Raw genomic sequence first — 26,249 nt, 5'->3', positions numbered from 1 at the left:
GAAAGGACCAACCTCACCCGGTTCGCCACTGGGCCGATCGCAGGACGAGTAGAACGGCACCGGCCGCCGCTTTCCCGGAGGCACCTGCACCAGAGCATCAGCGCCACCTCGAGGCGATTCGAGGGGAACCAGGCACGAACGACAACGCCGAAGACCGGACGTCCGGAAAAGCGGTCAACCCGAAGTCGGATTTGCTGGAAGTCCACGTGGCCCCCGAATGGCGGGCCTACCCGTGCTGGACGATCACATCGGACGACGCGGTACGGGACAATCCCCCGTATTCCGCGCTGTCGAAGGACTGCGGAGTATCCGACTCCCTCCTCCGCGAGCTGGATGAATGGGACGAGGAGTTCCAAGCCATCTGGGACCCGAACGACCCGGCATCAGCCGCATTCCCCAGCGAAGAAGCCGAGAACCGATGGGTTGAACGCGGAAAGGAATTGGCACGCGAACTGGCGGCCGAACTGGGCCCCGACGTCCGCGTGACCTACGGCCACGAGAAGGAATTGATTCAGCCAGGGGAATCCCGCGAACAACGGAACGAGAACTGACCCGACGGGATTTTCATCGACACCGCAGAGATCCCGCCGGAGATTGCGGCACGATCTTGAAATTCGCCCTCTCCCGCCCCGGAATGCCCGACAACGGATTCCCCGACACCGAAGCCGACTGGGAAAGACGGGAATGGGAGTCGACCAGGCGGGGGTGCCCCGAACTGACCGGTTTGTGGTGTTAATCGGCTGTTCAGGGCATCTTGCTGGTGTTCGGCCGGGGTGATCGCTAGCGTGTGGCTCCTGAATGTTGCCTATCAACAACTTTCGGGAGGTTCTCGTGAAGATTCGACGTATTGCGCGATTAGCCGGCGCCTGCGGTGTTGGTGCGGCACTGGCCCTCGCCCCGCTCGCCAGCCCGGCCGTGCTCGCCGAGCCCGCTCCGCAGGCCGTTCAGGTCGCCTCACCCGGCGACGGCACCGCGCAGGGCGCCATCGATTGGTACAAGGCCCGCATCGGCGACAGCTCCCTCGAGGGCTACTGCGAGATGGCCGCCGAGAACTCCTACGGCACGACCGGCGTCTGGCCGTCCGCCATCGACCACTGGAACGGCGCCGTCAACGCCGGCAAGGCCCACACCGACGGCTCCACACCTCCCAAGGGCGCGTTCGTCTACTGGAACATCAGCCAGTACGGCCACGTCGGCATCGCCGACGGCAACGGCGGTTTCTACGCCACCAGCGTCGGAGGCGCGATCGGCCACGGCGACGACGTCTCCTACTACGACAACTACCTCGGCTGGAGCGACCCCCAGGTCCCAGGCCGCGGCTGACGTGCGCTAAAAGTCCACATCGGACAGATGGGGAGTCCCCGGCTCCCGGGGACTCCCACCCGCGTCTCAGTGGCCGTCGCGGGGGACGTAGCTGCCGGTCTTGCCGACCAGGAAGTCCAGGTCCGCTCCTTCCGAGGCCTGGAGGACGTGGTCGTGGTACAGGCGCTGGTAGCCGCGCGGGTGCGGGTTGTCCGGCTCCTGCCACTCCGCTCGCCTGCGCTCCAGCTCCTCGTCCGGGATCTCCAGGTCGAGGCGGCGGTTGGGGACGTCGATGCTGATCAGGTCGCCGGTTCGGACGAAGGCCAGCGGGCCGCCCGCCGCCGCTTCCGGGGTGACGTGCAGGATCACCGTGCCGTAGGCGGTTCCGCTCATCCGGCCGTCGGAGATGCGCACGATGTCGTCGAAACCGCGGTCCTGGAGCTTCTTCGGCACCGGCACGTTCGCCACCTCCGGCATGCCGGGGTAGCCCTTCGGGCCCGCGTTCCGGACGACCAGCACCGTGTTCTCGTCGACGTCCAGGTCGTCGTCCTTGCACACCGCGTAGTACTCGTCGACGTCCTCGAACACCATCGCCGGGCCGCAGTGCTTCAGCAGCCGGGCCGACGCCGCGGACTGCTTGATCACCGCACCGCCAGGCGCCAGCGAGCCGCGCAGGACGGCGGTCCCGGTGCCGACGGCTTGGAACGGCTCGTCGAACGGGGTGATCACCTCGCGGTTGTGCACCTCCGCGTCTGCGATGTTCTCGCCCATCGACCGGCCGTTGACCGTGATCGCCGACCGCTCCACGAGGTCGCCGAGCTCCTTCAGGACCGCGGGCAACCCGCCCGCGTAGCAGAAGTCCTCCATCAGGAACTTGCCGCTGGGCTGCAGGTTCACCAGCGTCGGCACGTCGCGGGTGTCGGTGTCGAAGTCGTCGACGGTCAGCTCCACGCCGACCCGCTTGGCGATCGCGATCAGGTGCACGACGGCGTTGGTCGACCCGCCGATGGCCGCGTTGGCGCGGATGGCGTTGCGGAACGCGTCGCGGGTGAGCACATCGGACGGTTTGAGGTCTTCCTCGACCATCTCGACGATGCGCTGGCCGGTCTGCTGCGCGGCGGCGTAGCGGCGGGCGTCGACCGCGGGCCAGGACGCCGCGTACGGCAGCTGCATGCCCAGGGCTTCCACGATGCACGCCATCGTGGAGGCGGTGCCCATGGTCATGCAGTGCCCGTTCGAGCGGGACATGCAGCCCTCGATGAAGTAGCACTCGTCCTGCGTGATCCGCCCCGCCACCAGGTCGGCTTCCGCCTGCCACACCGCGGTTCCCGAGCCGATGTCGGTGCCCCGGTACTTGCCGTTGAGCATCGGGCCGCCGGTGAGCATCGCGGTCGGCAGGTCGACGCTGGACGCGGCCATCAGCAGACCCGGCGTGGTCTTGTCGCAGCCGGACAGCAGCACCACGCCGTCCAGCGGGTTGGCGCGGATGGTCTCCTCGGCCTGCATCGCCAGCAGGTTCCGGTAGAGCATCGTGGTCGGCCGCATCAACGTCTCCCCCAACGCCATGTTGGGGAACTCCAGCGGGAACCCGCCGGCCTGCCACACCCCGCGCTTGACCGCCTCGGCGATCCGCTGCTGGTGGGCGTTGCAGGGCGCGAGCTCCGACCAGGTGGTCCCGATGCCGATCACCGGACGCCCGTCGAAGACCTCCTCGCTGTAGCCCTGGTTCTTCACCCAGGACCGGGCGGTCATCCCGGCCCTCCCGTGCGCTCCGAACCAACTCGCGCTGCGCCGCGGCATGCACCCCTCCTCGCCGAGTACCTGGCTGCGACGTAACCAGCTCGACCAGCAGGACGCAACGGCCCATCCGCGATTTCGAACAGCGATTGCTATACCGAACGGCCGATTGACTCGCGCCGAACGGCACCCCTAGGCTCGTGATCCGCATTACGGACAGTGTTCGAAATTTCGTACCACTACCTCGACGAGGAGGCAGGGTGCACACCGGCGAACGGGCGTCCGACGAGGCGCTGACCACCGCAATCCGGCACGTCATGGTCCGGCTGCTGCCGTTCCTGCTGTTCATGTACGTCATCGCCTTCCTGGACCGCGTGAACATCGGGTTCGCCAAGGAGGAGTTCCAGGCGCACACCGGCATCTCCGAAGCGTCCTACGCGCTCGGCGCCGGGCTGTTCTTCATCGGGTACGCGCTGTTCGAGGTGCCCAGCAACCTGATCATGATGCGGGTCGGCGCCCGCTGGTGGATGTGCCGGATCATGGTCACCTGGGGCCTGATCTCCGCCGCGATGGCCCTGGTCAACGACGAGTTCCTGTTCTACCTGCTGCGGTTCCTGCTCGGCGTGGCCGAAGCCGGTTTCTTCCCCGGCGTGATCCTGTTCATCACCCACTGGGTTCCGCACGCCTACCGGGCGCGCTGCAACGCGCTGTTCTACTTCGGCATCCCGCTCGCCTCGGTGCTGGGCGGACCGCTGTCCGGGCTGCTGCTGGAACTCGACGGCGTGGCCGGTGTCCTCGGCTGGCAGTGGATGTTCGCGGTGGAGGGCCTGATCGCCTGCGCGGTCGGGGTGTGGGCGTTCTTCTACCTGGACAACAAGCCGGCCGACGCGAAGTGGCTGACCCCGGACCAGCGCGACGCGCTGCAGAACGCGGTCGACCGGGAAGCGGAGGCGAAGCAGGCGCACGGCCCGCACCGGCTGCGGAGCGCACTGCTCGATCCGCGGGTGCTGTACTTCTGCCTGATCTACTTCCTCATCCAGTGCAGCGTGTACGGCATGACCTTCTACCTGCCGACGCAGGTCGCGGACGCGGTCGGCAGCAAGGTCGGACTGCTCGTCGGCCTGGTCACGGCGATCCCGTGGACCATCGCGCTGCTGGTCAACATCGCGGTGTCCACCAGCGCCGACCGCCTGGCCCAACCGAAGAAGCGCTTCGTCGCAGCGGCGTGCGTGGCGGGCGGCTCGGTCGGCATCGCGGCCTCGGCCTACTTCGCCAGCCCGGTCCTGGCGATAGCCGGCCTGTCGATAGCGGCAGCCGGATACATCTCGGTCCAACCGGTCTTCTGGACCTTCCCGGCGGCCTACCTGACGGGAACGGCGGCAGCAGCGGGCATCGGCCTGATCAACTCGCTGGGCAACCTGGGCGGCTTCGTGGCCCCGGTCGCCAAGAACTGGGTCCAAACCACCCTCAACTCCCCCTCCGCAGGCCTCTACCTCCTGTCCGGCTGCGGCTTCGCAGCAGCAGCCCTCTTCCTCACCCTCTCCCGAACCAAAACCCCGGCCGAGAACCCCCATATCAGAACAAAACCCTGACCCGACGTCCGAGCATTCAGGCACAGCGCGGCTTGATATACCTGGCTCGCACCGCGAAGGCTTGGGGGGACGTGCATGACCGAGGCGTCGGCCTGCAACGCCGATCCGAACGAGCTGTGGAACCTGGGTCAATGCTTCGACGTGGACCGAGCCTGGGCACCACGTCCCACCCCCGATCTCCACCGGATCCCGTTCGGGGTGGATGACGCAGGACGACCGGTCGAGCTCGACTTCAAGGACTTTCAGCACGTCCTGTGCATCGGTGCCACCGGCTCCGGCAAGTCGGAACTGCTGCGCACCATCGTGCTCGGCCTGATGGCCACGCATCCGCCGACCGACGTCAGCTTCGTGCTGGCCGAGTTCGTGGGAGCCGCCACCTTCTCGGAGTTCGAGCACACGCCGCACGTACCCGCCGTCGCCTCCGACTTGTGCAGCGCGCCGTCGCAGGTCGCCAGGTTGTGCGAGGTGCTGTGCGGCGAGTTGAACCGCCGCACGGAGCTGCTGGAATCCTCCCAAGCGGAGAACTTCGGGGAATACCGACAGAAGCGGCAGTTCGGCGATCCTGCCTGCGCACAACCGTTGCCTGCGCTGTTCGTGGTCCTCGACGAGTTCAGCGAGATGCTGGCGATGCATCCGATGCTCGCCGACGTCCTGCAGGTAGTCGGTCGGTTGGGCAATTCGCTGGGGGTTCACATGCTCCTCGCATCACAACGGCTCGAGGAGGCGAAGAACCAGGCATTCGAGCACTTCATCACCTGCCGCATCGCCCTGCGGACCTTTAGCGCCGGAGAATCCCGCTCGGCGATCGGAGTCCCCGATGCCTCGACTCTGCCAACAGAACCGGGGCTCGGATACCTCCGCACCTCGAACGGCATCACGAAGTTCAAGACCGCTCATGTCTCCCACGGACCGCCCGACCAGACCCTGCTGAGCAACGTGCTGTCCGACGTCCGGGGCAAAGCTCCTGCATCGCGGAGCATCTGGCTCCCACCGCTGGCCGCGCCGCTCACGTTGGACGCTCTGCTCCCGCCGCTGCGGCACACCGATGATCGGGGCTGCCCGGTAGATGTGCGCCCGAAGCTCGGCCCGTTGCGAGTGCCCGTGGGGCTGCTCGACGTCCCGTTCCACCACCGCCAGAGCCCGATGGTGCTGGACCTGGACGGGCACGGCGCGATCGTGGGCGCTGCCGGTTCGGGGAAGTCCACCGCGATGTGCACTCTCGCGGCGTCGCTGGCCTTGACCCACACGCCTCGAGAAGTCCAGCTCTACTGCGTCGACCTCGGAGGCGGTTCGCTGGCGCAGTTGCGCGATCTGCCGCACGTCGGCGCTGCCATCGAGCAACCCGATATCCACCCGGTGCAGCAGATCATCTTCGAGTTGAAGGCCTTGCTGACCATGCGGCAGAAGGGCTTCTGCCAACTGCAGGTGAACGGCATGGCGGACTTCCGCGCGCGCAAGCTGCGCGGCGCTCTGCCCCAGGACCCGTACGGCGACGTGTTCTGGCTGGTGGACAACTGGCAAGCGTTCCGCACGGCGTTCGGGGTCCTGGAGAACGAGGTGCACCACCTGGTCGAAGCTGGCGCGGCGTACGGCATCCACGTGTTCATCACCGCCGAAAGGTGGGCCGAGATCGACCCTGAACTGCGAGAACTGCTGCACACCCGAGTCGAGATGCGGCTGAGCGACCCGAGCGAATCGCAAGTCGACTCGTCAGCAGCCGAGCATGTCCCGCCCCGCGAACCTGGCCGAGGGCTGCACCCGGACAAGCTCCACTTCCTCACCGCGCTGCCCCGCCTCGACAGCACGGAGGTGGCTGCTCGAATCCGGGCTGAGGAAGCTGCTGCGGAGAAGGAACGGCGGTACCCCCGGCCGGCGATGGAGATCTGCGCCGAATCCCGAGCTGACGGCGTCGCAGACCTGGTCGACCGGGTGCGGGGCAGCTGGCGAGGACAACCCGCTCCGTCCAGGCGCTTGCTCCGTCCCTAGCAGGGACCATGTGCATGAGGGGCGTGCTGCCGAGCAGCACGCCCCTCATCTGCAGTTGGCCGCCGTAGCCGCGTGGGATGTCACGGGGTGGGGAGTTGGAGGGTTTGGATCGGGGCTTGCTCCTTGGACAGCGGTAGTTGGTAGCGCTGGGTCAGGAAGGACGCGATGTTGTGGAACAGGGGCGCCGCCGACGAGCCCTCCTGGGTTCCGTAGGCCGGGCGGTCGAGCATCAGGCCGATCACGAAGCGGGGGCTGTCCGCTGGGACGACTCCCGCGAAGGTGATCCAGTGCTTCGAGTTGCTGTAGCACTTGCAGGCCGGGTCGTACTGCTGGGCCGTGCCCGTCTTGCCGGAGACCTGGTAGCCCGGCAGCGCCGCGCCCGGGCCGGTGCCGTTGTTCGGTTTCGGGCCCTCCTGGACCACCGACCGCAGCATGTCCTTCACCGTGTGCGCGGTTTCCGGGCTGACCACGCGGACGCCCTCCGGGCGGGGGCGTTCGACGCGGTTGCCGTCCGGGCCGATCTCCGCGGAGATGATCCGCGGCGGCACTCGGACACCGTCGTTGGCGATCGCCTGGTACATGCTGGCCATCTGCAGCACGGTCATCGAAAGGCCCTGGCCGATCGGCAGGTTCCCGAACGACGAGCCGGACCACTGGTCGGGCGGCGGGAGGGTTCCACCGCTCTCGCCCGGCAGTCCGACGCCGGTGCGCTGGCCCAGCCCGAAGTTGCGGGCGAAGTCGTACCAGCGCTGCTCGCCGAGCTGCTGGGCGGCCATCAGGGTGCCGACGTTGGAGGACTTGCCCAGCACACCGGTGAAGGTCAGCGGGATGGTGCCGTGCTGCCACGCATCGCTGACGGTGCGGTCCGCGACCTTGATGCTGCCCGGCACCTGGAGCACCGTGTCGGGCTTCATGATCCCGTCCTCGATCGCCCCGGCCGCGGTGATCAGCTTGGCCACCGAACCCGGCTCGTAGGGCGTGGTCACCGCCGGGTTGCCGATGTCCTCGCCCCACTGGCCGTTCGGGTCGAAGGTCTTGTCGTTGGCCAGCGCGTAGACCTCACCGGTCTTGGCGTCCAGCACCACCGCGCTGGCGTTCTTGGCCTGCGCCGTGCGGGCGTAGTCGGCGAGTTCGCGCTGCAGCATGAACTGCACGTCGGAGTCGATGGTCAACTCCACGTTGGACCCCGGAACCGCCGGCTCCAGCTCCCGGGTGCCGGGGATGACCAGGTTCGAGCCGAGCGCGGTGTCGGAGACCTGCTGGCCGTCCTTGCCCGCCAGCACCGAGTCCATCGAGGACTCCAGCCCGATCTGGCCGCGCAGCTTGCCGGGGACCTCGTCCTTGCGCCAGTTCGCCGCGCCGATGATGTTCGCCGCCAGATCACCGCCCGGGTACTCGCGGGTGGCCTGGTACTCCGAGCCGATCTGCGGGTACTTCGTGGTGATCTCCCGCGCCTTGCCCGGGTCGATCTTGGGGCCGAAGTAGGTGAACCCGACGTCGCGGAACAGCGCGTCGAGCACCTCCTGCTCGGTGATCACGCCCGGCAGCTCCTGCGCGATGAAGCGCGCGATCTCCTGCTTGTACTCGGCCGCGGTCGGCTTGCTCGGGTCTTTCGCGTGCTGCTCGTCGAGCTCCTTGTTGAGCAGGCGCGGGTTGGCGTAGAGCTGCCGGGCCTCGCTGCTGAACGCCAGCACGTTGCCGCCGCGGTCCATGATGGACCCGCGCTCGGCCGGGATGACCGAGCGGTCCAACCGCTGCTTCAAGGCCTGTTCGGACAGCGCGCTGGCTTCGAAACCCTGCACCTGGATCAGCTTCGCGCTGGCGAGCACCAGCGCGACCACCATCAGCAGCCGCCCCACGCGCAGCCGCCGGTTGCTGCCGGCGACGTTGGTGCGCGCGGTGCGGCCGCGGATGATCCTGGTCGACCTGCGGGCCATCAACGTCCCTCCGCCGCCACCCCTGGCGGCTGTTCAGCGGGCGGCTGCTCCCCGGCCGGGGGCTGCTGCTCCGCAGGTAGCTGATCAACTGGCTGCTGGTCCGCCGGCTGCTCCCCCGCCGGCGGCGCGGGCGGCGCCGGGGGCGGCGGGACCGTGGCCTTCTCCGGCTCGCCGACCACCAGCACCGAACCGTCCGGCTGCATCACCAGGTGCGCCGGGGTCGGCCCGGGCACCATGCCGAGGTCCTCGGTGGCGCGCCGCTGGATCGCCGGCGGCGAATCCAGCGAGCTGACCTCGCGCAGCAGCCGCTCGCGGCGCTCGTTGAGCTGCGCGATCTCGGCGTCACCGCGCTGCAGCTCGTAGCTGCCGCTGACCGCGGCGATGGACAGCCACAGCGTCGCGGCCAGACCGACGGCCAGCACCGACATCACCATGACGACCAGCGGCAGCCGCGCGAGCGCCACCCGCTCCTGCAGCTGCTTCGCCCTGGTCTTCGCCTTCGCCGTGGTCGGACGGCGGTCCTCGGAGCCGGTGCGCACCTGGCGCGGTCGCCGCACGGACGGCTCCCGCGTCGAGCGCTCCCGCCGCTCCTCGCGGCGCGCGTAGGCGCGTTCCGCCGCGGCCGACCGCGACCGCGGCTTGTCCGTCTTGGTGGCGGACTTCGCGGTGGTCTTGGTCGCCGTCGTCTTCTTCGCCGCGGGCTTCTTGGCGGCCGACTGCGCGCGTTCCTCGGACCCCGACCGCGAAGCGGCCTTCTTGGCGCGTGCAGGTGCTGTCATGCCGCCTCCCGTTCCTCAGTGGACGCCCGCGCCGGTACCCGCACGCCGACGTCCCGAGCAGTCAGGGGCGCGTCTCCCGCGCGCCCCCGGCTGCTCATGTCTTCCCCCCGCCGATGCGCTCCGCGGCGCGCAACCGCACCGACGCAGCCCTCGGATTGACTTCGACCTCCTGCTCACCGGCGACTTCGGCGCCCCTGGTGAGCAGGCGGAATTCCGGCCCGTGCCCGGGCAGTTCCACCGGCAGGTCGACCGGGGTCCGCGACTTCACCCGCTCGGCGAGCGCGCGCTTGACCATCCGGTCCTCCAGCGAGTGGTAGGACATCACCGCGATCCGGCCGCCGACCGCCAGCGAGTCCAGCGCCGCGGGCAGCGCCCGCTCGAGCACGTCGAGCTCGGCGTTGACCTCGATGCGCAGCGCCTGGAAGGTGCGCTTGGCCGGGTGACCACCGGTGCGCCGGCTGGCCGCGGGCACCGTGTCGTAGAGCAGCTGCACCAGTCGAGCGCTGTTGCTGAACGGTTCCTTCTGCCGCTCCCGGACGATCGCGGACGCGATCTTGCCCGCGAACTTCTCCTCGCCGTAGGCGCGCAGCACCCGCGCCAGCTCTTCCGCCGAGTAGGTGTTGAGCACGTCCGCGGCGGTGCGCGGTGCGCCCGAATCCATCCGCATGTCGAGCGGCGCGTCCTGGGCGTAGGCGAAACCGCGGGCGGCTTCGTCGAGCTGCAGCGAGGAGACCCCGAGGTCGAACAGCGCGGCGTCCACCTCGGACAGTCCCAGGTCGACCAGCACCTCGGCCCACTCGTCGTAAACGGCGTGCACCAGGTGGATCCGCGAGGCGTACGGCTGGAGCCGCTCGCCGGCCAGCCGCAGCGCGTCCGGGTCGCGGTCGAGCCCGACCAGCGTCAGCCCGGGGTGCGCGGCCAGCATCGCCTCGGAGTGCCCGCCCATCCCGAGCGTGGCGTCGACGACCACCGCGCCCTCGCGGGACAGCGCGGGTTCGAGCAGTTCCAACGTCCGGTCCAACAGCACCGGCACGTGCTTGTCGCGGGCGGATCCGCCCTGTTCATACCGCTGTTCGGCCACGGCGGTCCCTCCCTCCCGCGTGCCGTTCCCGTCGTGCTCCGCCAACCGGCACGCGCGGGCCCGCAGGCCCGCGCGTGGCGATGTCGGTATTGCCGGCCCGCTCAGGGGCTCGGCGGTGCCGGGATCCGGCTGGACATGTTCTGGCATCCCAGTGTCTCGTGTGGACGTCCGGATCCCGTCAGGTCCCCGCCCGCCCGTCGCGTCCTGGTGCCGGGGAAGATGCACCAGGCATGCGATAGCCGAGCGGACCGAGGCCTCACGAAACCCGAATCCCCCGCTGTCAACACGCGCACCGATCAGAAGACGCCCGGCAACACCTCCTCGCGCGCTTGCGCATAGCCCTCCTCGTGGTCGTCGAGGTAGCTCTGCCACCTCTCCGCCTGCCAGATCTCCAACCGGTTGATCGCGCCGATGACCACGCACTCCTTGGTCAGCCCGGCGTAGCGGCGCAGCTCGGTGGCGATCTTGATGCGGCCCTGGCCGTCCGGCTCCTGCTCGTCGGTCCCGGCGAACAGGTAGCGCTGGTAGGCGCGGACCGCCTCGTTGGTGAACGGGGCCTCGGCGACCTTGCGCGCCATCTGCTCGAACTCGTCGCGCGGGAAGACGTAGAGGCAGTGGTCCTGTCCCTTGGTGACCATCAACCCCCCCGCCATGGCTTCCCGGAACTTCGCCGGCAGCGTCAAGCGCCCCTTGTCGTCGAGCTTCGGGTGATGGGTACCGAGAAACATCCCGGTGCACCTCCCCCGCCCCGGGCCGCTCGTCCTGCGCCCCGGACCCGCCGCAGCGGCACTCCGCCCCGGGCGAACCGCCCGGGCCGAAACCCTCACCGGCCGTGATCAGCGGCGCCCGGCGAAAGCGGCGGGACCCCCGTTTGCCCCACCTCGCCCCACAGTACCCCACTTCGCTCCACCGTCAACACGAATCACCCCGTCCCGGCAACCCCCGCCGACCCCGTTTGCGCAGGTAGTGCCCGGTGGGTCCGAAGTGGGGGGTTTCGCAGGGCCGACCTTGATCAACCCCTTCGGGTGCGCGGTTATGCTCAGTGCCCGTCCCGCCCGGACCCCGATCTCGACCGATCGGTGGGGAGGAGTGGGGCGGCCGGCACCGCATCGGTGCGGGTGTCCCGCCGGACCCCACCGGTTTGGCACACTGCACGTGCACGCCGCCCCGGACCTGCCATCGGCCGAGCACCGGGTGCGGGGTCTGCCCGGCAGAGCACATGGAGGCGTCTTGAGCGGCACTCGCGCGCTTCCCGCTCGTGCGGGCGCCCCGCGAGTGGCGGTGGAAACCCGCTCGGGCCTCCCCGGGCACCGCGACGACCAGGAGGTGGCGTGACGCCCAGGACTGAGCTGTCCGGTGCCCCGGCGACCGACGACGGCGACTCGCCGGAGAAGCCCGACGTGGACCAGCTGCACAGCACCGTTCAGCGCATCGCCGCGAACGTGGAGCAGGTGCTGGTGGGCAAGCCCGAGGTGGTCCGGGTGGCGCTGGTCACCATGCTCGCCGAAGGCCACCTGCTGGTCGAGGACGTGCCCGGGGTCGGCAAGACCTCGCTGGCCAAGGCGCTGGCCAAGTCCATCGACTGCACGGTGAGCCGCATCCAGTTCACCCCCGACCTGCTGCCCAGCGACATCACCGGCGTGTCGGTGTACAACCGGCAGACCGAGAACTTCGAGTTCCGCCCCGGTCCGGTGTTCGCCAACGTGGTGGTCGGCGACGAGATCAACCGCGCCTCCCCCAAGACGCAGTCCGCGCTGCTGGAGTGCATGGAGGAGAAGCAGGTCACCGTCGACGGCGAGACCTACCCGCTGAGCTCGCCGTTCATGGTCATCGCCACCCAGAACCCGATCGAGATGGAAGGCACCTACGCGCTGCCGGAAGCCCAGCGGGACCGCTTCACCGCCCGGGTGTCGATCGGCTACCCGGACGTCGAGGCCGAGCTGGCGATGGTCGACGACCACGCCGGGCACGACCCGCTGGCCGACCTGCGCCCGGTCGCCGACGGCGCCGAGGTGCAGAACCTGCTGCGAGCCGTGCGCGAGGTGCACGTCTCCAGCGAGATCCGCCGCTACGCGGTCGCGCTGGTGACCGCGACCCGCCAGCTGCCCGAGCTGCGGCTGGGCGCCTCGCCCCGGTCGACGCTGCAGCTGGTGCGGGCCGCTCGCGCGCAGGCCGCGCTGGCCGGGCGCGACTTCGCGATCCCCGACGACGTGCAGGCGGTCGCGATCCCGGTGCTGGCCCACCGGCTGGTGCTGACCAGCGAGGCCCGCGCCGCGCGCCGCTCGACGACCGAACTGGTGCGCCAGCTGCTGAGCCGGACTCCGGTGCCGCGCGGCGACACCGAACGCGAACGCAGGTAAGGATGCTCTCCGGCCTGACCATCCGCGGGCGCTGCTTGTTGGCGGCGGGCGTGGCCGCCGGCATCTGCGCGCTGGTCCTCGACGAGCGGGACCTCCTGCGGGTCTCGGCGTTCGTGATCGCGCTGCCGCTGCTGGCCCTGCTGCTCACCAGCCGAACCCGGTTCGGCGTCGCCGCCCGGCGCGAAGTGGTGCCCGCGCGGATCCCGGTCGGTGGCCGGGCCACCGTCCAGCTGCACGTCTCCGCCAGCGGCCGGATGCCGATCGGCGGGCTGATGCTGGAGGACAACACGCCCCACGCGCTCGGCGGGCGGCACCGGTTCCAGCTGGAGGCGGTGCCCAAGCACGGCGGCGCGGTCCTGGAGTACCCGGTGTCGCCGGTGCTGCGCGGCGTCCACCAGATCGGGCCGCTGCGCACCAGCATCGACGACCCCTTCGGGCTGGCCGAGTTCGAGCGGGAGCTGGCCGGTCGCAGCCGGCTCGTCGCGGTGCCGGAGGTCGTCGCGCTGAACGGGCTGCCCGCCGGTTCCGGGCTGGGCACCGGCGAGGACGGCGCGACCCGGCTGCGCGCCGGGCACGGCGAGGACGACGCGGTGGTGCGGCAGTACCGGCACGGCGACGACATCCGCCGCGTGCACTGGAAGTCCACCGCGCGCCGCGACGAGCTGATGGTGCGCGTCGAGGAACGCCCCTGGCACGCAGGCGTGACGGTGCTGCTCGACCGGCGCTCGGCGGCGCACCGCGGCAGCGGCGCGCGCAGCAGCCTGGAGTGGGCGGTCTCCGCGGTGGCCAGCTTCTGCCTGCACCTGCACCAGCACGGGCAGCAGGTGCAGGTGAGCACCGAGGACGGCGCGCAGCTGGCCGCCGGTGCTGCGACCTCCGGCGACGGGTACGACGACGCGGTGCTGGACGCGCTGGCGGCGGTGCGCGCGTCGTCTCAGCGCGACCTGGTGTTCAGCCACGACCCCGGTTCCGGGCAGGAGCTGATCGCGGTGCTGGGCGAGGCCACGCCCGCGGCGGTGGACGAGCTGACCAAGCTCCGCCCGCAGGAGACCCGCAGCCTCGTGGTGCTGCTCGACGTCGGCGCCTGGAACGGCGACGGCGGCTACGACCCGCAACCGGCCGCCCGTAGGCTGCGCGCGGCGGGCTGGACCGCGGTCGTCGCGTCCGGCCCGAACACCTCGATCGGCGAGATCTGGCAGGACCTGTGCCGCACCTCCACCGCGCCGGAATCGGAGGTGCTGCCGTGACCGAGCGCCGGATGGTGGCCGCGATCGACACGTCGCTGGTGGCCACGGCCGCCGCTGCCTTCTCGGTGCTGTGCGCGTCGACGTCGTTCGCCGGGGTGCTGGCCGACAGCCGGTGGGTGTTCCCCGCGCTGCTCGTGGTCGTCGTCGTGGCAGCCCTCGGGGTGCTGGGGCGACGGCTGCACTGGCCGCTCTACGCGACCGCCTCCACCCAGGTGGCCGGGGTGCTGGTGGTGCTCAGCTCCCAGTTCGCCGAGCACGCCGTGCTCGGACTGCTGCCCGGACCGGCCGCGATCTCCGAGCTCGGCGAGCTGCTGTCCGGTGCTGCTGACGTGGTGCGCACCGGTGTTCCACCGGTCCCCGCCGAGCCCGCCCTGCAGGCCCTGGTCTGCCTGGGGCTGGGCTTGGTCGCGATCGTCGTCGACCTGGTCGTGGTGGGTCTGCGCAGCCCGGCGGTCAGCGGCTTGCTGCTGCTGTGCGTGTTCGCGATCCCCGCATCGCTGTCCGACACCATGCTGCCGTGGTGGACCTTCGTCGCCGGTGGCGTCGGCTTCGCCGTGCTGCTCGCCTCGGGCGGTCAGCACCGCCGGTGGCGCAGGCACGAGGACCGCGAGCAGGTCACGCGCGCCCTGTTCGGCCCCACCAGCACCGCGGTGGCCGGGACGGCCGGGGTGATCGCGCTGCTCACCGGCGTGGTGTTCACCGGCGTCGGAACCGAGGGCCGGTTGCCCGGATCGGTGCCCGAGCAGTTCGGCGGGACCGACGGGATAGGGCTGCAGCCGTTCACCTCGCTGCGCGGCCAGCTCAACCGGGACAAGGAGGTGGAGCTCTTCCGCGTCCGCGGCCTGAAGGAGCCGACGTACCTGCGCGCGTTGACGCTGCGCAAGTTCGACCCGGAGCGCGGCTGGGAGCTGGAGGGCCTGACGCAGGGCGTCGAGGCCAACGCCCAGCTCCCGCTGCCGGAGGGCACCGACATCGGCGAGGGCGACGCCCAGCGGGTCGAGATCCAGCCCATCGGCTACCGGGACCCGTGGCTGCCGGTGTTCGGCGTGCCGCGCTTCCTGTCCGGGATGGGCGTGAACTGGCGCTACGACCCGGCCTCCGGGATCGTCTTCACCCAGACCAACCAGGAGAGCCGCCCCTACGTCCAGCAGCTGGTCGTGCCCAAGCCGACCCCGGAGCAGCTGCGCGATGCGCGGGGCCCGATGCGGGTGGCGCCGGAGTACCTGGACACCACGGGGATCCCACCGCAGGTCACCGACCTGGCGCAGCGGCTGACCGCGGACGCGGGCACCGAGTTCGACAAGGCGGTCGCGCTCAACCGGTACTTCACCGATCCGAGCAACGGGTTCCGCTACGACCTGCAGACCGCCCCGGCGGGCGGCGGCGACGCGCTCTCGGAGTTCCTCTTCCGCGGCAAGCGCGGGTTCTGCGAGCAGTACGCCTCGTCGATGGCGGCCCTGCTGCGCGCGGTCGGCATCCCGTCGCGGGTGGCCATCGGGTTCACCGCGGGCTACCGGCAGGGCGACGAGCGGGTGATCACCACCGAGGACGCGCACGCCTGGGTGGAGGCCTACTTCCCCGGCTGGGGCTGGCAGACCTTCGACCCGACGCCGCTCAGCGACGGCCGGTCCGCGCTGCCGCAGTACCTGAACAGCGAGCTGCACCCGGCCCAGCAGCCGTCGTCGGCCCCCGACCCGGCGCAGCCGAGCACGCCGCCCACCGACGGTTCCACCCCCGGCGGCGGCCCGCAGGACGACCAGGGCGCCCGCCCGGCCCCGGTGGATCCGCGGGAGACCGAGCAGAGCAACCCGTGGCCGATCGCCATCGGCGTCCTGGTCCTCGCCCTCGCGCTGCTCGCGGCTCCGGCCGTGGTGCGCGAGGTGCGGCGGCGGCAGCGCGTGCGCGCGATCTCCGGCGGAGCGGCGGGATCGGCCGGTTTGGCCTGGCAGGAAGTGCTCGACGAGTTCCGGGACCGCGGAGCTCAGCCGGCCGCGACGGACACGGCCCGCCAGGTCGCGACGAAGCTGCTCGAGCACCACGCCCTCGACGAGTCCGGGGCGAAGGCGATGCGGGCGCTGGTCGTGGCGGTCGAACGCGAGTGGTACTCGGCGAACGGCCGGTCCGACGAGTCCCTGCCGGAAACGCTGCGGACCGTCCTCGACAGCCTCCGCCGGGCGAGCCCGCTCGACCTCCGCTCCCGAGCCTTCCCCCGCTCGGTCCTGCAGCTCCTCCGCCCCCAGCCCTGACCCGCGGTGGCGCGGAAGTCCGAACCTGGCTGTACGGGCGGCATTTCGGCAGGTGGTGGGCCGTGAGCACTTTCCGGGGCCAGAGCACCACGAAGTGCTCACGGGGTCCGGGCAGCACGAAGCGATGATCGCCGCCAGGTGCGTGGCCTGGCGGCGATCATCGCTCGTTCGGAGGTCTTACTGCTCGAAGCGTTTGCGGAAGCGTTCTTCCATGCGCTGGGCGAAGGAGCTCCGTCCGGCGCTGCCGCGGTTCGAGCCCCGCTTCGGGCGCCCACCACCGTTCTCCGGCACCGGTTCGTTGTCGTCCCCACCTCCGCGCAACGCGGACAGGACGATCACTGCTCCGCCGAACATCACGAGGAAGCCGACCACGCTCAACACGGGGATGTCGGCCGGCCGCAGAGCCGGGATCACCGCACCGATGACCAGCAAGGCCAACCCCAGCACGAAGACTGCGATGCCCTGCAGTCGACGACGTCGGGATGGGCGTTGCAGCCGTCCTCCGCGCACGGTGGAGGCGAACTTGGGGTCCTCGGCGTAGAGCGCGCGCTCGATTTGTTCGAGCTGTCGCTGCTCGTGCTCGGAGAGTGGCATGACTCCTCCTCCGGCACAGGGGTCTCAGTGGCGCCGGACCGGAGTGATCGACTCACCTCGGCTGGGGACCGGCGAACGCTTGGGGGCGTCACCACTGAGGATACGGTTCCGGCGACGCGAGTACTACCCGGTCCTGGCAGGTAGCTGTGCGAGGTTGCCGACATCATCCCCTCGGGGCAGCGATCTCGTCGCGCCCGCTCCCCGCCCGGAACGCATCGTCCCAGCTCACCCGGCCGATATGCGGTCCGCGACCGATCCAGGCGGCACACCGGGCGACGGACGATCAGGCGCGGGCGACGGCGTGCAGGCGGGTGGCGATGTCGCGCAGCGGCGGCTGCACGGCCGCGATCCGCTCCAGTTCGGCCATCTCGTCGGCCGCCCGCGGGTTGTTGTCGAGCACCGAGCCGGGCACCAGATCGCTGAGCACGGCCTGCCCCTGGATCAGCTCGACCTTCAGCCCACCGGCGGTCAACACCTGTTCGAGACCGTCGACGTCGAACCGCCGCTGGAGGGTGTCCGAGGCGGCGTCGAGCCGGCCGTCGGCGTCCTGGAGCAGCTGCAGCGCATCGGAGACCCGGCCGGCCAGCGCCCGCGCGATGATCGTCGCGTAGCGGTTGGCGACCAGCACGGACAGCACGCCGCCCGGCGCGGTCGCGGCGGCCAGCGCGGAGACCGCCGCTGCGACGTCGTCGACGACCTCCAGCAGGCCGTGCGCGAGCACCAGGTCCGCACCGCCCTCCGGGCTCAGCGCCGACAACGCGTCCGTGTCTCCCTGCAGCGGTGTGATCCGGTCGGCCACCCCGGCGTCGTCGGCCCGCCGCTGGAGCGTGGCCAGCGCGTTCGGGCTCGGATCCACCACCGTCACCGCGCATCCCGCGGAAGCCAGCGGCACCGCCCAAACCCCGCTGCCGCCACCGACGTCGAGCACGCGCGGCGGTTCCCCGCCACGTCGCCGCCGGGCGTCGGCGAGTTCGGTTTCCAGCACCTGGTGGACGGCGTCGGATCTCATGCCTAGCAGCGTAATGCCGGGTCGCCGCCCCCTCTCAGCCGACCAGCCCTGTTCCCGGCAGCCGGGCGGCCTCCGAGGTTCCGCCACTTGCACCGCGGAGCGGAGCAACCAGTGGAATCGGTCGGCGAAATCCCAGGACTGGTTCTTGGGCGGTTTCGGGTTACGTAGGCTACGTGCGTGCAGACCGTGGCAGTGCTGAGCCTCAAAGGCGGTGTGGGGAAGACGACCGTGGTGCTCGGTCTCGCCTCAGCCGCCATGCGTCGTGGCGTTCGGACGCTGGTCGTCGACCTCGATCCGCAGTGCAACGCGACCTCGTGCCTGGAGCCCGCGGAGACCGCCAAGGGGCTCAGCGATGTGCTCGCCGATCCGAGCCCGGAGGTGTTGCGGGCGGCCGTGACCGGCAGCTCGTGGGGCGAGGAGGTCGACGTCCTGGTCGGTTCCGAGGACGCCGAGAGCCACAACGGGCACCACGACGACGAGCACCTGTCCCGGCTGACCACCGCACTGTCCGCATTGGACGGTCTGATCGAGGACGGTGAGCTGCCCTACCAGCTGGTCCTGCTGGACTGCCCGCCTTCGCTCGGCCGCCTGACCCGCTCCGCGCTGGTCGCCGCGGACCGGGCGCTGCTGGTGACCGAACCGACGATCTTCGCGGTTTCCGGCGTGCAGCGGGCTTTCGAGGCGGTGCAGGCCGAGCGCAAGTCCACCAACCCGAAGCTGCAGCCGCTCGGCGTGATCGTGAACCGGGTGCGGCCTCGGTCGCACGAGCACCAGTTCCGCATCGACGAACTGCGCGACATCTTCGGCCCGCTGGTCATGCCCGTCGCCCTGCCGGACCGCTTGGCCGTGCAGCAGGCCCAAGGCGCGTGCATGCCGATCCACCAGTGGGGCACGCCGGGCGCGCGAGAAGTGGCGCTCGCCTTCAACCTGGTCCTCGCCCGCGCACTCCGCGCCGGCCGCAAACAACGCGCGGACGACGAGGTGGACGAGGACGACGACGAATGAGTCCCCTGCACCAACCCCACCCCTGCTCAACCGCACCTCAGGGGACCGTGACGCAACCCAGCCACAAGAAACCGCGAAACCGCAGGATCAAGCAGAACGCAACCACCACTGTGAATCGCGGAGAGGCGGCACCGTGAGCACGACGACTTTCACTGCCTTTGCGCTGGTCGCGGTGATCGGAGTGCTGACGCCCGGGCTGGACACGATGTTGATCCTCCGGCACTCGCTGCTGGGCGGGCGCCGGGCCGGGGTGGCGACGTTCCTCGGCATCAACCTCGGTTGCCTGGTCTGGGGCACCGCGAGCATCGCCGGGCTGACCGCGCTGCTCACCGCGTCCCAGCTGGCCTACGACGTCGTGCGGGTGGCCGGTGCCGCGTACTTGCTGTGGCTGGGCGGTTCGGCGCTCTGGAAGTCGTTGCCGCGCAACCAGGTCGCGCAGACCGAGGACGTTCCGGCCGCACCGGCGAACTTGACGAGCTGGACCGCGCTGCGCTCCGGGCTGACCACGAACCTGCTCAACCCCAAGGTCGGCGTGTTCTACATCAGCCTGCTGCCGCAGTTCCTGCCCGCGGGCGCTGCCGCGTTCACCTGGGTCCGCTGCTGGTGGCCACGCACATCTCCATCGGCCTGCTCTGGTCGACCGCGCTGGTGTGGGTCGCCGGCCGCGCACGAGCGCTGTTCCAGCGGCGCCGGGTGCGCGCATGGCTGGACCGGATCACGGCGACAGTCCTGGTCGGTCTGGGCCTCAAGCTCGCGATCCAGGGCTGACCGTCAGGCTTCTTGAGCCCGGTTGCGGCTGTCGGCGATGCTGCGCAGCAGCGGGTAGACCAGGACGATGCCCACCGAGCCCCAGACGATGCCCGTCACGCGGAGCTCCCCGACGTGCAGCGTCAGGTCGCCGACTCCGGCGATCACCGCGGTGCCCAGCACCACCAGGTTCACCGGGTCCGCGAAGTCCACCCGCGCGTCCAGCCAGATCCGCACGCCCACCAGGGCCAGCATCCCGAACAGCACCAGCGTCGCCCCGCCGAGCACGCCCATCGGGATGGTGTTGATCAGGGCCGCCAGCTTCGGCGAGAACGACAGCACCACCGCCGCGATCGCGGCCACCATGCAGGCCGCCGTGGAGTACACCCGGGTCGCCGCCATCACGCCGACGTTCGGCGCGTAGCTGCTCAGCGACGATCCACCGGCCGCCCCCGCCAGCGTGGTCGCCAGCCCGCCGCTGATCAGCGCATCGCCGACGTGCGGGTCGAGGTCGCGCCCGCTCATCGCCGCCACCGCTTTCAGGTGCGCGACGTGCTCGGCGACCAGCACGATCACCAGCGGCAGCACGAACGGCATCACCGCGACGTGCACCTGCGGCGCGATGAGCTGCGGCAGACCGACCCAGGGCGCGTCGGCCAGCTCCGCGAGGCGCTCCGGCACGAGCCGACCGGACATCGCGGCGTAGCACCAGCCGACCAGCACGCCGATCAGCACCGCGATCCGCGCCGCCATACCCCGGCTGATCACGATCAGCAGCACGACCGTGCCCAGGGTCAGCGCGGCAGGCACCCGCTGCTGGTCGAAGGACGACACCGACTGCGGGGCGAGGCTCAACCCGATCATCAGCACGATCGCGCCGGTCACCACCGGCGGCATCGCCGTCTCCAGCAACCGCACGCCGAGCGCTTTGACCGCCACGCCGACGCTGAACACCACGATGCCGACCACGACGATGCCGCCGAGCAGCGCGGCCGGAGTCGCTCCGGCCTCCTTCGCGGCGGCGTTCAGCGGGACCACGAAGGCCACCGAGGCACCCAGGTAGCTGGGCACGCGGTTGCGGGTGAACAGGAGGAACAGCAGGGTCCCGAGGCCTGACAGCAGCAGCGTGGTGCCGACCGGGAACCCGGTGAGCAGCGGCACCAACGTCGTTGTGCCGAACATCGCGAGCAGGTGCTGGACGCCGAAACCGATGGTCAACGGCCAGCTCAGCCGCTCTTCGGAGGCCACCACGGCATCGCGCACGAGGCGTCGACCGTTGCCGTGCACGGTCCACAACGCCACGTCGCCTCCCCCGACTCACCCGATCAGGCGGGTCTCATGTCACGGCCTGTGATGACGAGGGAAGATTACTATTTCGCATCGCACAATCAAGACGTGCACCAGCAGAACCATCGCTACCAGCGATGATGGCGTGTCGCACGGATCTACTCGCGCCTCTCCGGACCGAACAGCTCCCGCAACCCGTCAGCCAACCCGGCCAACCGGTCGGTTGCGTCCTGCAACAGGTGCTTCTGCTCGGACGCCCCGCTGGCCGCGACCGCGCGTCCCGCAGCGGCCACCAGCGCGCCGTACCCGTCAACGCCCTCGTCGAGCTCCTGGCGGAGCCGCTCGACGTCCGACCGCAACGCGGCCCGCTCCCCCGCCGGCGCGTGCGGGATCGCCGCTTCCACGGCGACCAGCCGCTCCGCGCCCCGCCGCAGCTCCGCTGCCGCGCTGTCCGCGGTTCCGCGCGCGTCGGCTGCGGCGCTGCCCGCGCCCGCCGACGTCAGCTGCTGCAGGGCTCCGTGCAAGCTCTGCTCGGCATCGCGCAAGCGCTGCATCGGCGCCCGGGCAGCCGATCCGGACGCCGGCAGCGCAACCGGCTCCGGCGGCGCCTCGGGCAGCGGTGTCCTCTTGAGGCGCCGGTACTTCACGCCCGCACCGACAGCGGTGGCCCCGCCGATCACAGCGAGGCCACCGAGCCCGAACGTCGTCACGTCCTGCAGGAAGAAACCAACGGATCCGCCCCACTCCCACAGCACCGGGGCGGACGCCGAGGTCACCGCCCCGGCGCCGAACACTCCTGCACCCGCAGCGCTGGCCGTGGCGGTCCGCTTGACGCGTTTGCGCTGGCGCAGAGCCCGCGCCCGCGGATCACGCCACCTGGCGATCTTCCGGCGGACTTCGGACAGGACGGGGCCGCGCAGCTGCTCGAGCGCGGCTTCGCCCAGCTGCGCCAGCTCGTTCTTCCGCGACGCCCCCACCCTGCGCTCGCTCAGGCCTGACCGGCCTGCGGGTTCTGCTGCTGCTGCGGGTTGGTGGCCGGCTCGGCCGGAGCCTGCGCACCACCGGAGATCTGCTGCTGGCCCGAACCCATCGAAGCGCGCAGCTGCGCGAGCCGGCTGGCACCGGCGGCGTCGATGGAAGCCTGCTCGACCTCCATCATGCGGCCCTGCACGCTGTTCTGCGCCAGCTCCGCCTGGCCGAGCGCGGTGGTGTAGCGCTGCTCGATCTTGTCGCGCACCTCGTCCAGGGACGGCGTGTTGCCCGGCGCGGCGACCTCGGTCATCTGGCGCATGGAGGCCGAGACCTGCTCCTGCATCTTCGCCTGCTCCAGCTGGCTGAGCAGCTTGGTGCGCTCGGCGATCTTCTGCTGCAGGACCTGGGCGTTGCGCTCGACGGCCTGCTTGGCCTGCTCAGCCGCACCCAGCGACTGGTCGTGCAGCGTCTTGAGGTCCTCGACGCCCTGCTCCGCAGTGACCAGCTGGCTGGCCAGCTGGGTCGCGGTCTCCTCGTACTTCTGCGCGCTGGCCTCGTCACCGTTGGCCCGCGCCTGGTCCGCCATCACCAGCGCCTGCTTGGCCGACGCCTGCAGCTTCTCGACCTCGCCGAGCTGGCGGTTGAGCTTCATCTCCAGCTGCCGCTGGTTGCCGATCACCGAGGCGGCCTGCTGGGAAAGCGCCTGATGCTGCCGCTGGGCTTCCTCGATGGCCTGCTGGATCTGCACCTTGGGGTCGGCGTGCTCGTCCACCTTCGACGAGAACGCCGCCATCAGGTACTTCCACGCCTTCACGAACGGATTGGCCATCTCCTCCGCCTGCCTTCTTCTGCTGCTCGGCTGCCCCACTGCCGACACAACGCACCGGGCGTGTCGGCTGGTTCCATCGTGTCAGGTAGTTGTGTCCGCTTCCACCAAACACGGTAGATCTCCGGGATTGCCCCGGAGCCACGCCTAAGATCGAACCAGCCCACCCCCGGGCGGCGCGCACCGGGTACCAAAAAGGGTCGTGAGCACCAAAACGGACACGGTCCGTTCCAGCGCCCACGACCAGACGTCTAATTTTCGGTTTCGACCCTGCCTGACGAGGCCTTACGCCGCCACTACAACGCCGCCCGGCTTGCGCACGGGTGCGCTGATGCGCTGGCTGAGCACCGGCTGCAGGCGGTCCGCGCAGGCGCGCGGCTCGCCGTCGCCCGCCTCGGCACCGGCCAGCTGCTGCTGGGCCATCTCGGTCTCGGTGAGCTCGGCGCCGATGAGGCTGGGCACCAGGCGGTCCGCATCCGCCGCGCGGTCGACACCGGACGGCACGACCATCGTCTCGTCCAGGTCACCGGCCACGGTCACCAACAGCTCCGGCAACGGCAGGTCGAGGGCGTCGCAGATCGAGGCGAGCAGTTCGCTGGACGCCTCCTTGCGGCCCCGTTCGACCTCGGAGAGATATCCGAGGCTCACCCGGGCAGCGCGCGAAACGTCCCGCAACGTCCGAGACTGTGCGGTCCGGGCGCGGCGCAGTCGTTCACCGACCGCCTCCCGCAACAATACGGTCATCGCGCGCCTCCCTTCCTTCGTCGCCTACCGCGTGCACCACGCGTGAACGCTCCCTACGTTACTCATCCGACGGCCCGAACGAGAACGATCGTGGACAAGTCCGCCGAGGGCGAACGTCCGGTGATCGACCGGGCTCGTTCCGCAGGACACCGCGTTCCGCCAGCGCACGGTACCCTCCCGGATCAACGCAAGAGGTCCGCGAAGTGTTCCAGAGCCACCCGAACGGCCGCAGCCCGCACGCGGTGCCGGTCCCCCGCCAAGCGCACCGAGTGCACGGTCGCGCCGCCGGGACCGGCGAATCCCAGGTGCACGGTCCCAGGTGCCACGCCGTCCTGCGGATCCGGCCCCGCCACGCCGGTCAGCCCGATGCCCCAGTCGGCCCGGCACCGGGTGCGCGCGCCGTCGGCGAGCAGCTCCGCGACCCGCGGGTGCACCGCGCCGTGCTCGGCGAGCAGGTCGCGGTCGACGCCGGCCAGCTCCGCCTTCAGATCGGTGGCGTAGACGACCAGCCCACCGCGGACCACGTCGCTGGCGCCGGGCACGTCGGTCAGCGCAGCGGCGACCAGCCCGGCGGTCAGCGATTCCGCGGTGGCGACCGTCTCACCGCGCTTGCGCAGCGTGTCCAGCAGCTCGCCCACCTGCGAGAACGGCAGTCCGATCGACTCCAGGATCATGCGGCGGCCTTCGCCCGCCCCGCCGCGCGCAGCCGGATGGCCCGGACCACGTAGTCGAGCCCGGTGCCGACGGTGACGAGCAGCGCCGCGCCCATCAGGATCCAGCGCGGCAGGTCGGCCCAGGCGCCGAACGGCAGCAGGTACAGGCCGATCGCGAGCGCCTGCAGCAGCGTCTTGATCTTCCCGCCGTAGCTGGCCGCGATCACGCCGTGCCGGATGACCCAGAAGCGCAGCAGCGTGATGGCCAGCTCGCGGCCGATGATCACCAGCGTGACCCACCAGCCGAGATCGCCGAGGATGCTGAGCCCGATCAGCGCGGCACCGGTCAGCGCCTTGTCCGCGATCGGGTCGGCGACCTTGCCGAAGTCGGTGACCAGGCCGCGGCGGCGGGCGATGTCGCCGTCGATGCGGTCGGTGATCGAGGCCAGCGCGAACACGCCGGTGGCGATCCAGCGCCACAGCTCGTCGTGCCCGCCGTTCCAGAACAGGGCGACCAGGAACACCGGCACCAGCACCAACCGGGACACGGTCAGCGCGTTGGCGATGTTGACCACGGGCACCGGCTCCGCCCGCACCACCTGCGGATCGGACGACGCACCATCGGCCGTCATGGTTGCTCCCCGGACCGGTCCTCCGCGGGCGTGCTCCCCACCGGGGTGACGACGAGGTCCACGCCCTCGCTGTCCACGACCCGGCAGCGCAGCACATCGCCCACGCCGACCTCTCCAGCATCAGCGACGATGCACTCGCCGTCCACCTCCGGCCCCTGATGGTCGGCACGCCCGACGCACTCGTCGTCGTCGATGCGCTCGACCAGCACCCGCACCTCGGTGCCGATGCGGTCCTCCGCGCGCTGCGCGATCAGCTCGTCGACCAGGTCGGACAGCTTCTCGACGCGCTCGTCGACGGTGTCGGAGTCGAGCTTGTCGGCGAACTCGGAGGCCTCGGTGCCGTCCTCGTCCGAATAGCCGAACACGCCGACCGCGTCCAGCCGGGCGCGGGTGAGGAAGTCCTGCAGCTCGGCGAAGTCCTCCTCGGTCTCGCCGGGGAAGCCGACGATGAAGTTGCTGCGGATGCCCGCTTCCGGCGCCAGCTCGCGGATCTGGGCGATCAGCTCCAGGAACGACTCGGTGGAGCCGAACCGGCGCATCCGCCGCAGCACCGACTCGCTGGAGTGCTGGAAGGACAGGTCGAAGTAGGGCGCGACGCCCGGCGTGCCGGCGATGGCGCGCACCAGCCCGGGTCGGGTCTCGGCGGGCTGCAGGTAGGAGACGCGGACGCGCTCGACGCCCTCGACCTCGGCCAACCGCGGCAACAGCAGCTCCAGGGCGCGCGGATCGGCGAGGTCCTTGCCGTAGGAGGTGGAGTTCTCGCTGACCAGGAACAGCTCCTTGGCGCCGTGCTCGGCCAGCCACATCGCCTCGCCCAGCACCTCCTCCGGCTTCCGGGACAGGAAGGAGCCGCGGAAGGACGGGATGGCGCAGAACGAGCAGCGGCGGTCGCAGCCGGAGGCCAGCTTCAGCGCGGCGACCGGCGAGTCGTCGAGGCGGCGGCGGGCCACCGCGCGCGCGGCGGGCACCCAGCCGTGGCCGGGCACCGCGACGTCGGCGGCCGCGGCGGGCCGGGAGACCGGGCTGATCGGCAGCATCTTGCGGCGGTCCTGCGGCTTGTGCGCCTGGATCGCCTTGCCCTCGAGGACGTCGTCGAGGCGCTCGGCGAGCTGGCCGTAGTGGTCGAAGCCCAGCACCGCGTCGGCTTCCGGCAGGTGCTCGGCGAGCTCGGACCCGTAGCGCTCGGCCATGCAGCCGACGGCGACGACCTTCGCGCCGGTGTCGGAGGCGGCGAGCAGCGTGTCGACGGAGTCCTTCTTGGCCGATTCGACGAAGCCGCAGGTGTTCACGACCACGACGTCGGCGGCGTCCTCGGTGTCGACCAGGTCCCACCCGCGGCTGTGCAGGTTGCCGGCGAGCTCCTCGGAGTCGACTTCATTGCGCGCGCAACCGAGCGTGACCATGGCGACTCGGCGGTGATTCTGCTCGGCTGACATGCCTCGAGCCTAACGTCCGGGTGCGGACACCCTGCTCGAACCCGGTGTTCGCCCCGATTTCTCGCGCAGCAGACGTT

General features: G+C 70.6%; 23 protein-coding genes. 9 read left to right on the top strand and 14 right to left on the bottom strand.

The window, feature by feature from the left end:
• Nucleotides 1-206 precede the first annotated feature (206 nt).
• Nucleotides 207-551 (top strand): hypothetical protein, encoded by a 345-nt coding sequence (locus OU415_RS03125; RefSeq protein WP_270946981.1) that lies wholly within the window; start codon nt 207-209, stop codon nt 549-551.
• Nucleotides 552-831: 280 nt separating this feature from the next.
• The gene (locus OU415_RS03120; RefSeq protein WP_270946980.1) at nt 832-1,323 is read left to right on the top strand and encodes a CHAP domain-containing protein; all 492 of its coding nucleotides are present in this window, start codon (nt 832-834) and stop codon (nt 1,321-1,323) included.
• 66 nt (nt 1,324-1,389) lie between these two features.
• Here the strand turns inward: OU415_RS03120 and OU415_RS03115 are convergent, their stop codons facing one another.
• Nucleotides 1,390-3,102, bottom strand: coding sequence for an IlvD/Edd family dehydratase (locus OU415_RS03115; RefSeq protein WP_270946979.1), 1,713 nt, complete (start codon nt 3,100-3,102; stop codon nt 1,390-1,392).
• A gap of 197 nt (nt 3,103-3,299) precedes the next feature.
• Between OU415_RS03115 and OU415_RS03110 the strand changes: the two genes are divergently transcribed.
• Both OU415_RS03110 and OU415_RS03105 read left to right on the top strand, forming a co-directional pair.
• Complete coding sequence (locus tag OU415_RS03110; protein WP_270946978.1) at nt 3,300-4,631, top strand: MFS transporter; 1,332 nt, start codon at nt 3,300-3,302, stop codon at nt 4,629-4,631.
• Between the two features lie 75 nt (nt 4,632-4,706).
• Complete coding sequence (locus tag OU415_RS03105; protein WP_270946977.1) at nt 4,707-6,617, top strand: FtsK/SpoIIIE domain-containing protein; 1,911 nt, start codon at nt 4,707-4,709, stop codon at nt 6,615-6,617.
• An 80-nt stretch (nt 6,618-6,697) separates the two neighbouring features.
• On the opposite strand, the gene OU415_RS03100 is transcribed toward OU415_RS03105, so the two are convergent.
• From OU415_RS03100 to mraZ, 4 genes are all read right to left on the bottom strand, one after another.
• Nucleotides 6,698-8,554: a peptidoglycan D,D-transpeptidase FtsI family protein gene (locus tag OU415_RS03100; protein ID WP_270946976.1), complete on the bottom strand. Its 1,857-nt coding sequence runs from the start codon at nt 8,552-8,554 to the stop codon at nt 6,698-6,700.
• Nucleotides 8,554-9,333 carry an FtsB family cell division protein gene (locus tag OU415_RS03095; protein WP_270946975.1) on the bottom strand — a complete coding sequence of 260 codons (780 nt, stop codon included), beginning with the start codon at nt 9,331-9,333 and terminating at the stop codon, nt 8,554-8,556. The genes OU415_RS03100 and OU415_RS03095 overlap by 1 nt, the downstream gene beginning before the upstream one ends.
• 94 nt (nt 9,334-9,427) lie before the next feature.
• On the bottom strand, nt 9,428-10,414 hold the full coding sequence (rsmH, locus tag OU415_RS03090) for a 16S rRNA (cytosine(1402)-N(4))-methyltransferase RsmH (RefSeq protein WP_270946974.1): 987 nt from the start codon (nt 10,412-10,414) through the stop codon (nt 9,428-9,430).
• Nucleotides 10,415-10,710: 296 nt separating this feature from the next.
• Nucleotides 10,711-11,142, bottom strand: a complete 432-nt coding sequence (gene mraZ / locus OU415_RS03085) for a division/cell wall cluster transcriptional repressor MraZ (RefSeq protein WP_270946973.1) — start codon at nt 11,140-11,142, stop codon at nt 10,711-10,713.
• 621 nt (nt 11,143-11,763) lie between these two features.
• On the opposite strand from mraZ, the gene OU415_RS03080 reads away from it, so the two are divergent.
• Genes OU415_RS03080 through OU415_RS03070 form a run of 3 tightly spaced genes read left to right on the top strand, consistent with a single transcriptional unit; the run spans nt 11,764 to nt 16,267 of the window.
• On the top strand, nt 11,764-12,774 hold the full coding sequence (locus OU415_RS03080; protein ID WP_270947112.1) for an AAA family ATPase: 1,011 nt from the start codon (nt 11,764-11,766) through the stop codon (nt 12,772-12,774).
• A 2-nt stretch (nt 12,775-12,776) separates the two neighbouring features.
• Nucleotides 12,777-14,021, top strand: coding sequence for a DUF58 domain-containing protein (locus tag OU415_RS03075; protein WP_270946972.1), 1,245 nt, complete (start codon nt 12,777-12,779; stop codon nt 14,019-14,021).
• The gene (locus OU415_RS03070; RefSeq protein ID WP_270946971.1) at nt 14,018-16,267 is read left to right on the top strand and encodes a transglutaminase family protein; all 2,250 of its coding nucleotides are present in this window, start codon (nt 14,018-14,020) and stop codon (nt 16,265-16,267) included. Before OU415_RS03075 ends, OU415_RS03070 begins: the two co-directional genes overlap by 4 nt.
• A gap of 177 nt (nt 16,268-16,444) precedes the next feature.
• Here OU415_RS03070 and OU415_RS03065 read toward each other — a convergent pair whose 3' ends face one another.
• Entirely contained in the window at nt 16,445-16,861 is a 417-nt protein-coding gene (locus OU415_RS03065) for a DUF3040 domain-containing protein (protein ID WP_270946970.1), read from the bottom strand.
• A gap of 283 nt (nt 16,862-17,144) precedes the next feature.
• Nucleotides 17,145-17,870: a class I SAM-dependent methyltransferase gene (locus OU415_RS03060; RefSeq protein WP_270946969.1), complete on the bottom strand. Its 726-nt coding sequence runs from the start codon at nt 17,868-17,870 to the stop codon at nt 17,145-17,147.
• Nucleotides 17,871-18,047: 177 nt separating this feature from the next.
• On the opposite strand from OU415_RS03060, the gene OU415_RS03055 reads away from it, so the two are divergent.
• Nucleotides 18,048-18,875 carry a ParA family protein gene (locus OU415_RS03055; RefSeq protein WP_270946968.1) on the top strand — a complete coding sequence of 276 codons (828 nt, stop codon included), beginning with the start codon at nt 18,048-18,050 and terminating at the stop codon, nt 18,873-18,875.
• 133 nt (nt 18,876-19,008) lie between these two features.
• Nucleotides 19,009-19,659, top strand: a complete 651-nt coding sequence (locus OU415_RS03050; protein WP_270946967.1) for a LysE family translocator — start codon at nt 19,009-19,011, stop codon at nt 19,657-19,659.
• On the opposite strand, the gene OU415_RS03045 is transcribed toward OU415_RS03050, so the two are convergent.
• From OU415_RS03045 to rimO, 7 genes are all read right to left on the bottom strand, one after another.
• A complete protein-coding gene (locus tag OU415_RS03045) occupies nt 19,647-20,924 on the bottom strand; it encodes a uracil-xanthine permease family protein (protein WP_270946966.1) in 1,278 nt (425 codons plus the stop codon). The two genes, OU415_RS03050 and OU415_RS03045, sit on opposite strands and share 13 nt — an antisense overlap.
• A 143-nt stretch (nt 20,925-21,067) precedes the next feature.
• On the bottom strand, nt 21,068-21,886 hold the full coding sequence (pspM, locus tag OU415_RS03040; RefSeq protein ID WP_270946965.1) for a phage shock envelope stress response protein PspM: 819 nt from the start codon (nt 21,884-21,886) through the stop codon (nt 21,068-21,070).
• Between the two features lie 11 nt (nt 21,887-21,897).
• Nucleotides 21,898-22,710: a PspA/IM30 family protein gene (locus OU415_RS03035; protein WP_270946964.1), complete on the bottom strand. Its 813-nt coding sequence runs from the start codon at nt 22,708-22,710 to the stop codon at nt 21,898-21,900.
• A gap of 282 nt (nt 22,711-22,992) precedes the next feature.
• Nucleotides 22,993-23,451 carry a helix-turn-helix domain-containing protein gene (locus OU415_RS03030; RefSeq protein ID WP_270946963.1) on the bottom strand — a complete coding sequence of 153 codons (459 nt, stop codon included), beginning with the start codon at nt 23,449-23,451 and terminating at the stop codon, nt 22,993-22,995.
• A gap of 182 nt (nt 23,452-23,633) precedes the next feature.
• Nucleotides 23,634-24,125: a CinA family protein gene (locus tag OU415_RS03025; RefSeq protein ID WP_270946962.1), complete on the bottom strand. Its 492-nt coding sequence runs from the start codon at nt 24,123-24,125 to the stop codon at nt 23,634-23,636.
• Nucleotides 24,122-24,736 (bottom strand): CDP-diacylglycerol--glycerol-3-phosphate 3-phosphatidyltransferase, encoded by a 615-nt coding sequence (gene pgsA / locus OU415_RS03020; RefSeq protein WP_270946961.1) that lies wholly within the window; start codon nt 24,734-24,736, stop codon nt 24,122-24,124. Before pgsA ends, OU415_RS03025 begins: the two co-directional genes overlap by 4 nt.
• Entirely contained in the window at nt 24,733-26,172 is a 1,440-nt protein-coding gene (rimO, locus tag OU415_RS03015) for a 30S ribosomal protein S12 methylthiotransferase RimO (RefSeq protein WP_270946960.1), read from the bottom strand. Before rimO ends, pgsA begins: the two co-directional genes overlap by 4 nt.
• Nucleotides 26,173-26,249 lie beyond the last annotated feature (77 nt).

The organism is Saccharopolyspora oryzae, assembly GCF_027853915.1.
GTDB lineage: Bacteria > Actinomycetota > Actinomycetes > Mycobacteriales > Pseudonocardiaceae > Saccharopolyspora > Saccharopolyspora oryzae.
This window is presented reverse-complemented; position numbering and strand designations above follow the sequence as displayed.

Bases quoted from the DNA above. Each gene is read 5' to 3' on its own strand.
- mraZ (WP_270946973.1), bottom strand. From the start codon at position 11,142: ATGTTTCTCGGTACCCATCACCCGAAGCTCGACGACAAGGGGCGCTTG.
- OU415_RS03115 (WP_270946979.1), bottom strand. From the start codon at position 3,102: ATGCCGCGGCGCAGCGCGAGTTGGTTCGGAGCGCACGGGAGGGCCGGG.
- OU415_RS03105 (WP_270946977.1), top strand. From the start codon at position 4,707: ATGACCGAGGCGTCGGCCTGCAACGCCGATCCGAACGAGCTGTGGAAC.
- OU415_RS03025 (WP_270946962.1), bottom strand. From the start codon at position 24,125: ATGATCCTGGAGTCGATCGGACTGCCGTTCTCGCAGGTGGGCGAGCTG.
- OU415_RS03095 (WP_270946975.1), bottom strand. From the start codon at position 9,333: ATGACAGCACCTGCACGCGCCAAGAAGGCCGCTTCGCGGTCGGGGTCC.
- OU415_RS03035 (WP_270946964.1), bottom strand. From the start codon at position 22,710: ATGGCCAATCCGTTCGTGAAGGCGTGGAAGTACCTGATGGCGGCGTTC.
- OU415_RS03100 (WP_270946976.1), bottom strand. From the start codon at position 8,554: ATGGCCCGCAGGTCGACCAGGATCATCCGCGGCCGCACCGCGCGCACC.
- OU415_RS03065 (WP_270946970.1), bottom strand. From the start codon at position 16,861: ATGCCACTCTCCGAGCACGAGCAGCGACAGCTCGAACAAATCGAGCGC.
- OU415_RS03030 (WP_270946963.1), bottom strand. From the start codon at position 23,451: ATGACCGTATTGTTGCGGGAGGCGGTCGGTGAACGACTGCGCCGCGCC.
- OU415_RS03060 (WP_270946969.1), bottom strand. From the start codon at position 17,870: ATGAGATCCGACGCCGTCCACCAGGTGCTGGAAACCGAACTCGCCGAC.
- rimO (WP_270946960.1), bottom strand. From the start codon at position 26,172: ATGTCAGCCGAGCAGAATCACCGCCGAGTCGCCATGGTCACGCTCGGT.
- pgsA (WP_270946961.1), bottom strand. From the start codon at position 24,736: ATGACGGCCGATGGTGCGTCGTCCGATCCGCAGGTGGTGCGGGCGGAG.
- OU415_RS03075 (WP_270946972.1), top strand. From the start codon at position 12,777: ATGCTCTCCGGCCTGACCATCCGCGGGCGCTGCTTGTTGGCGGCGGGC.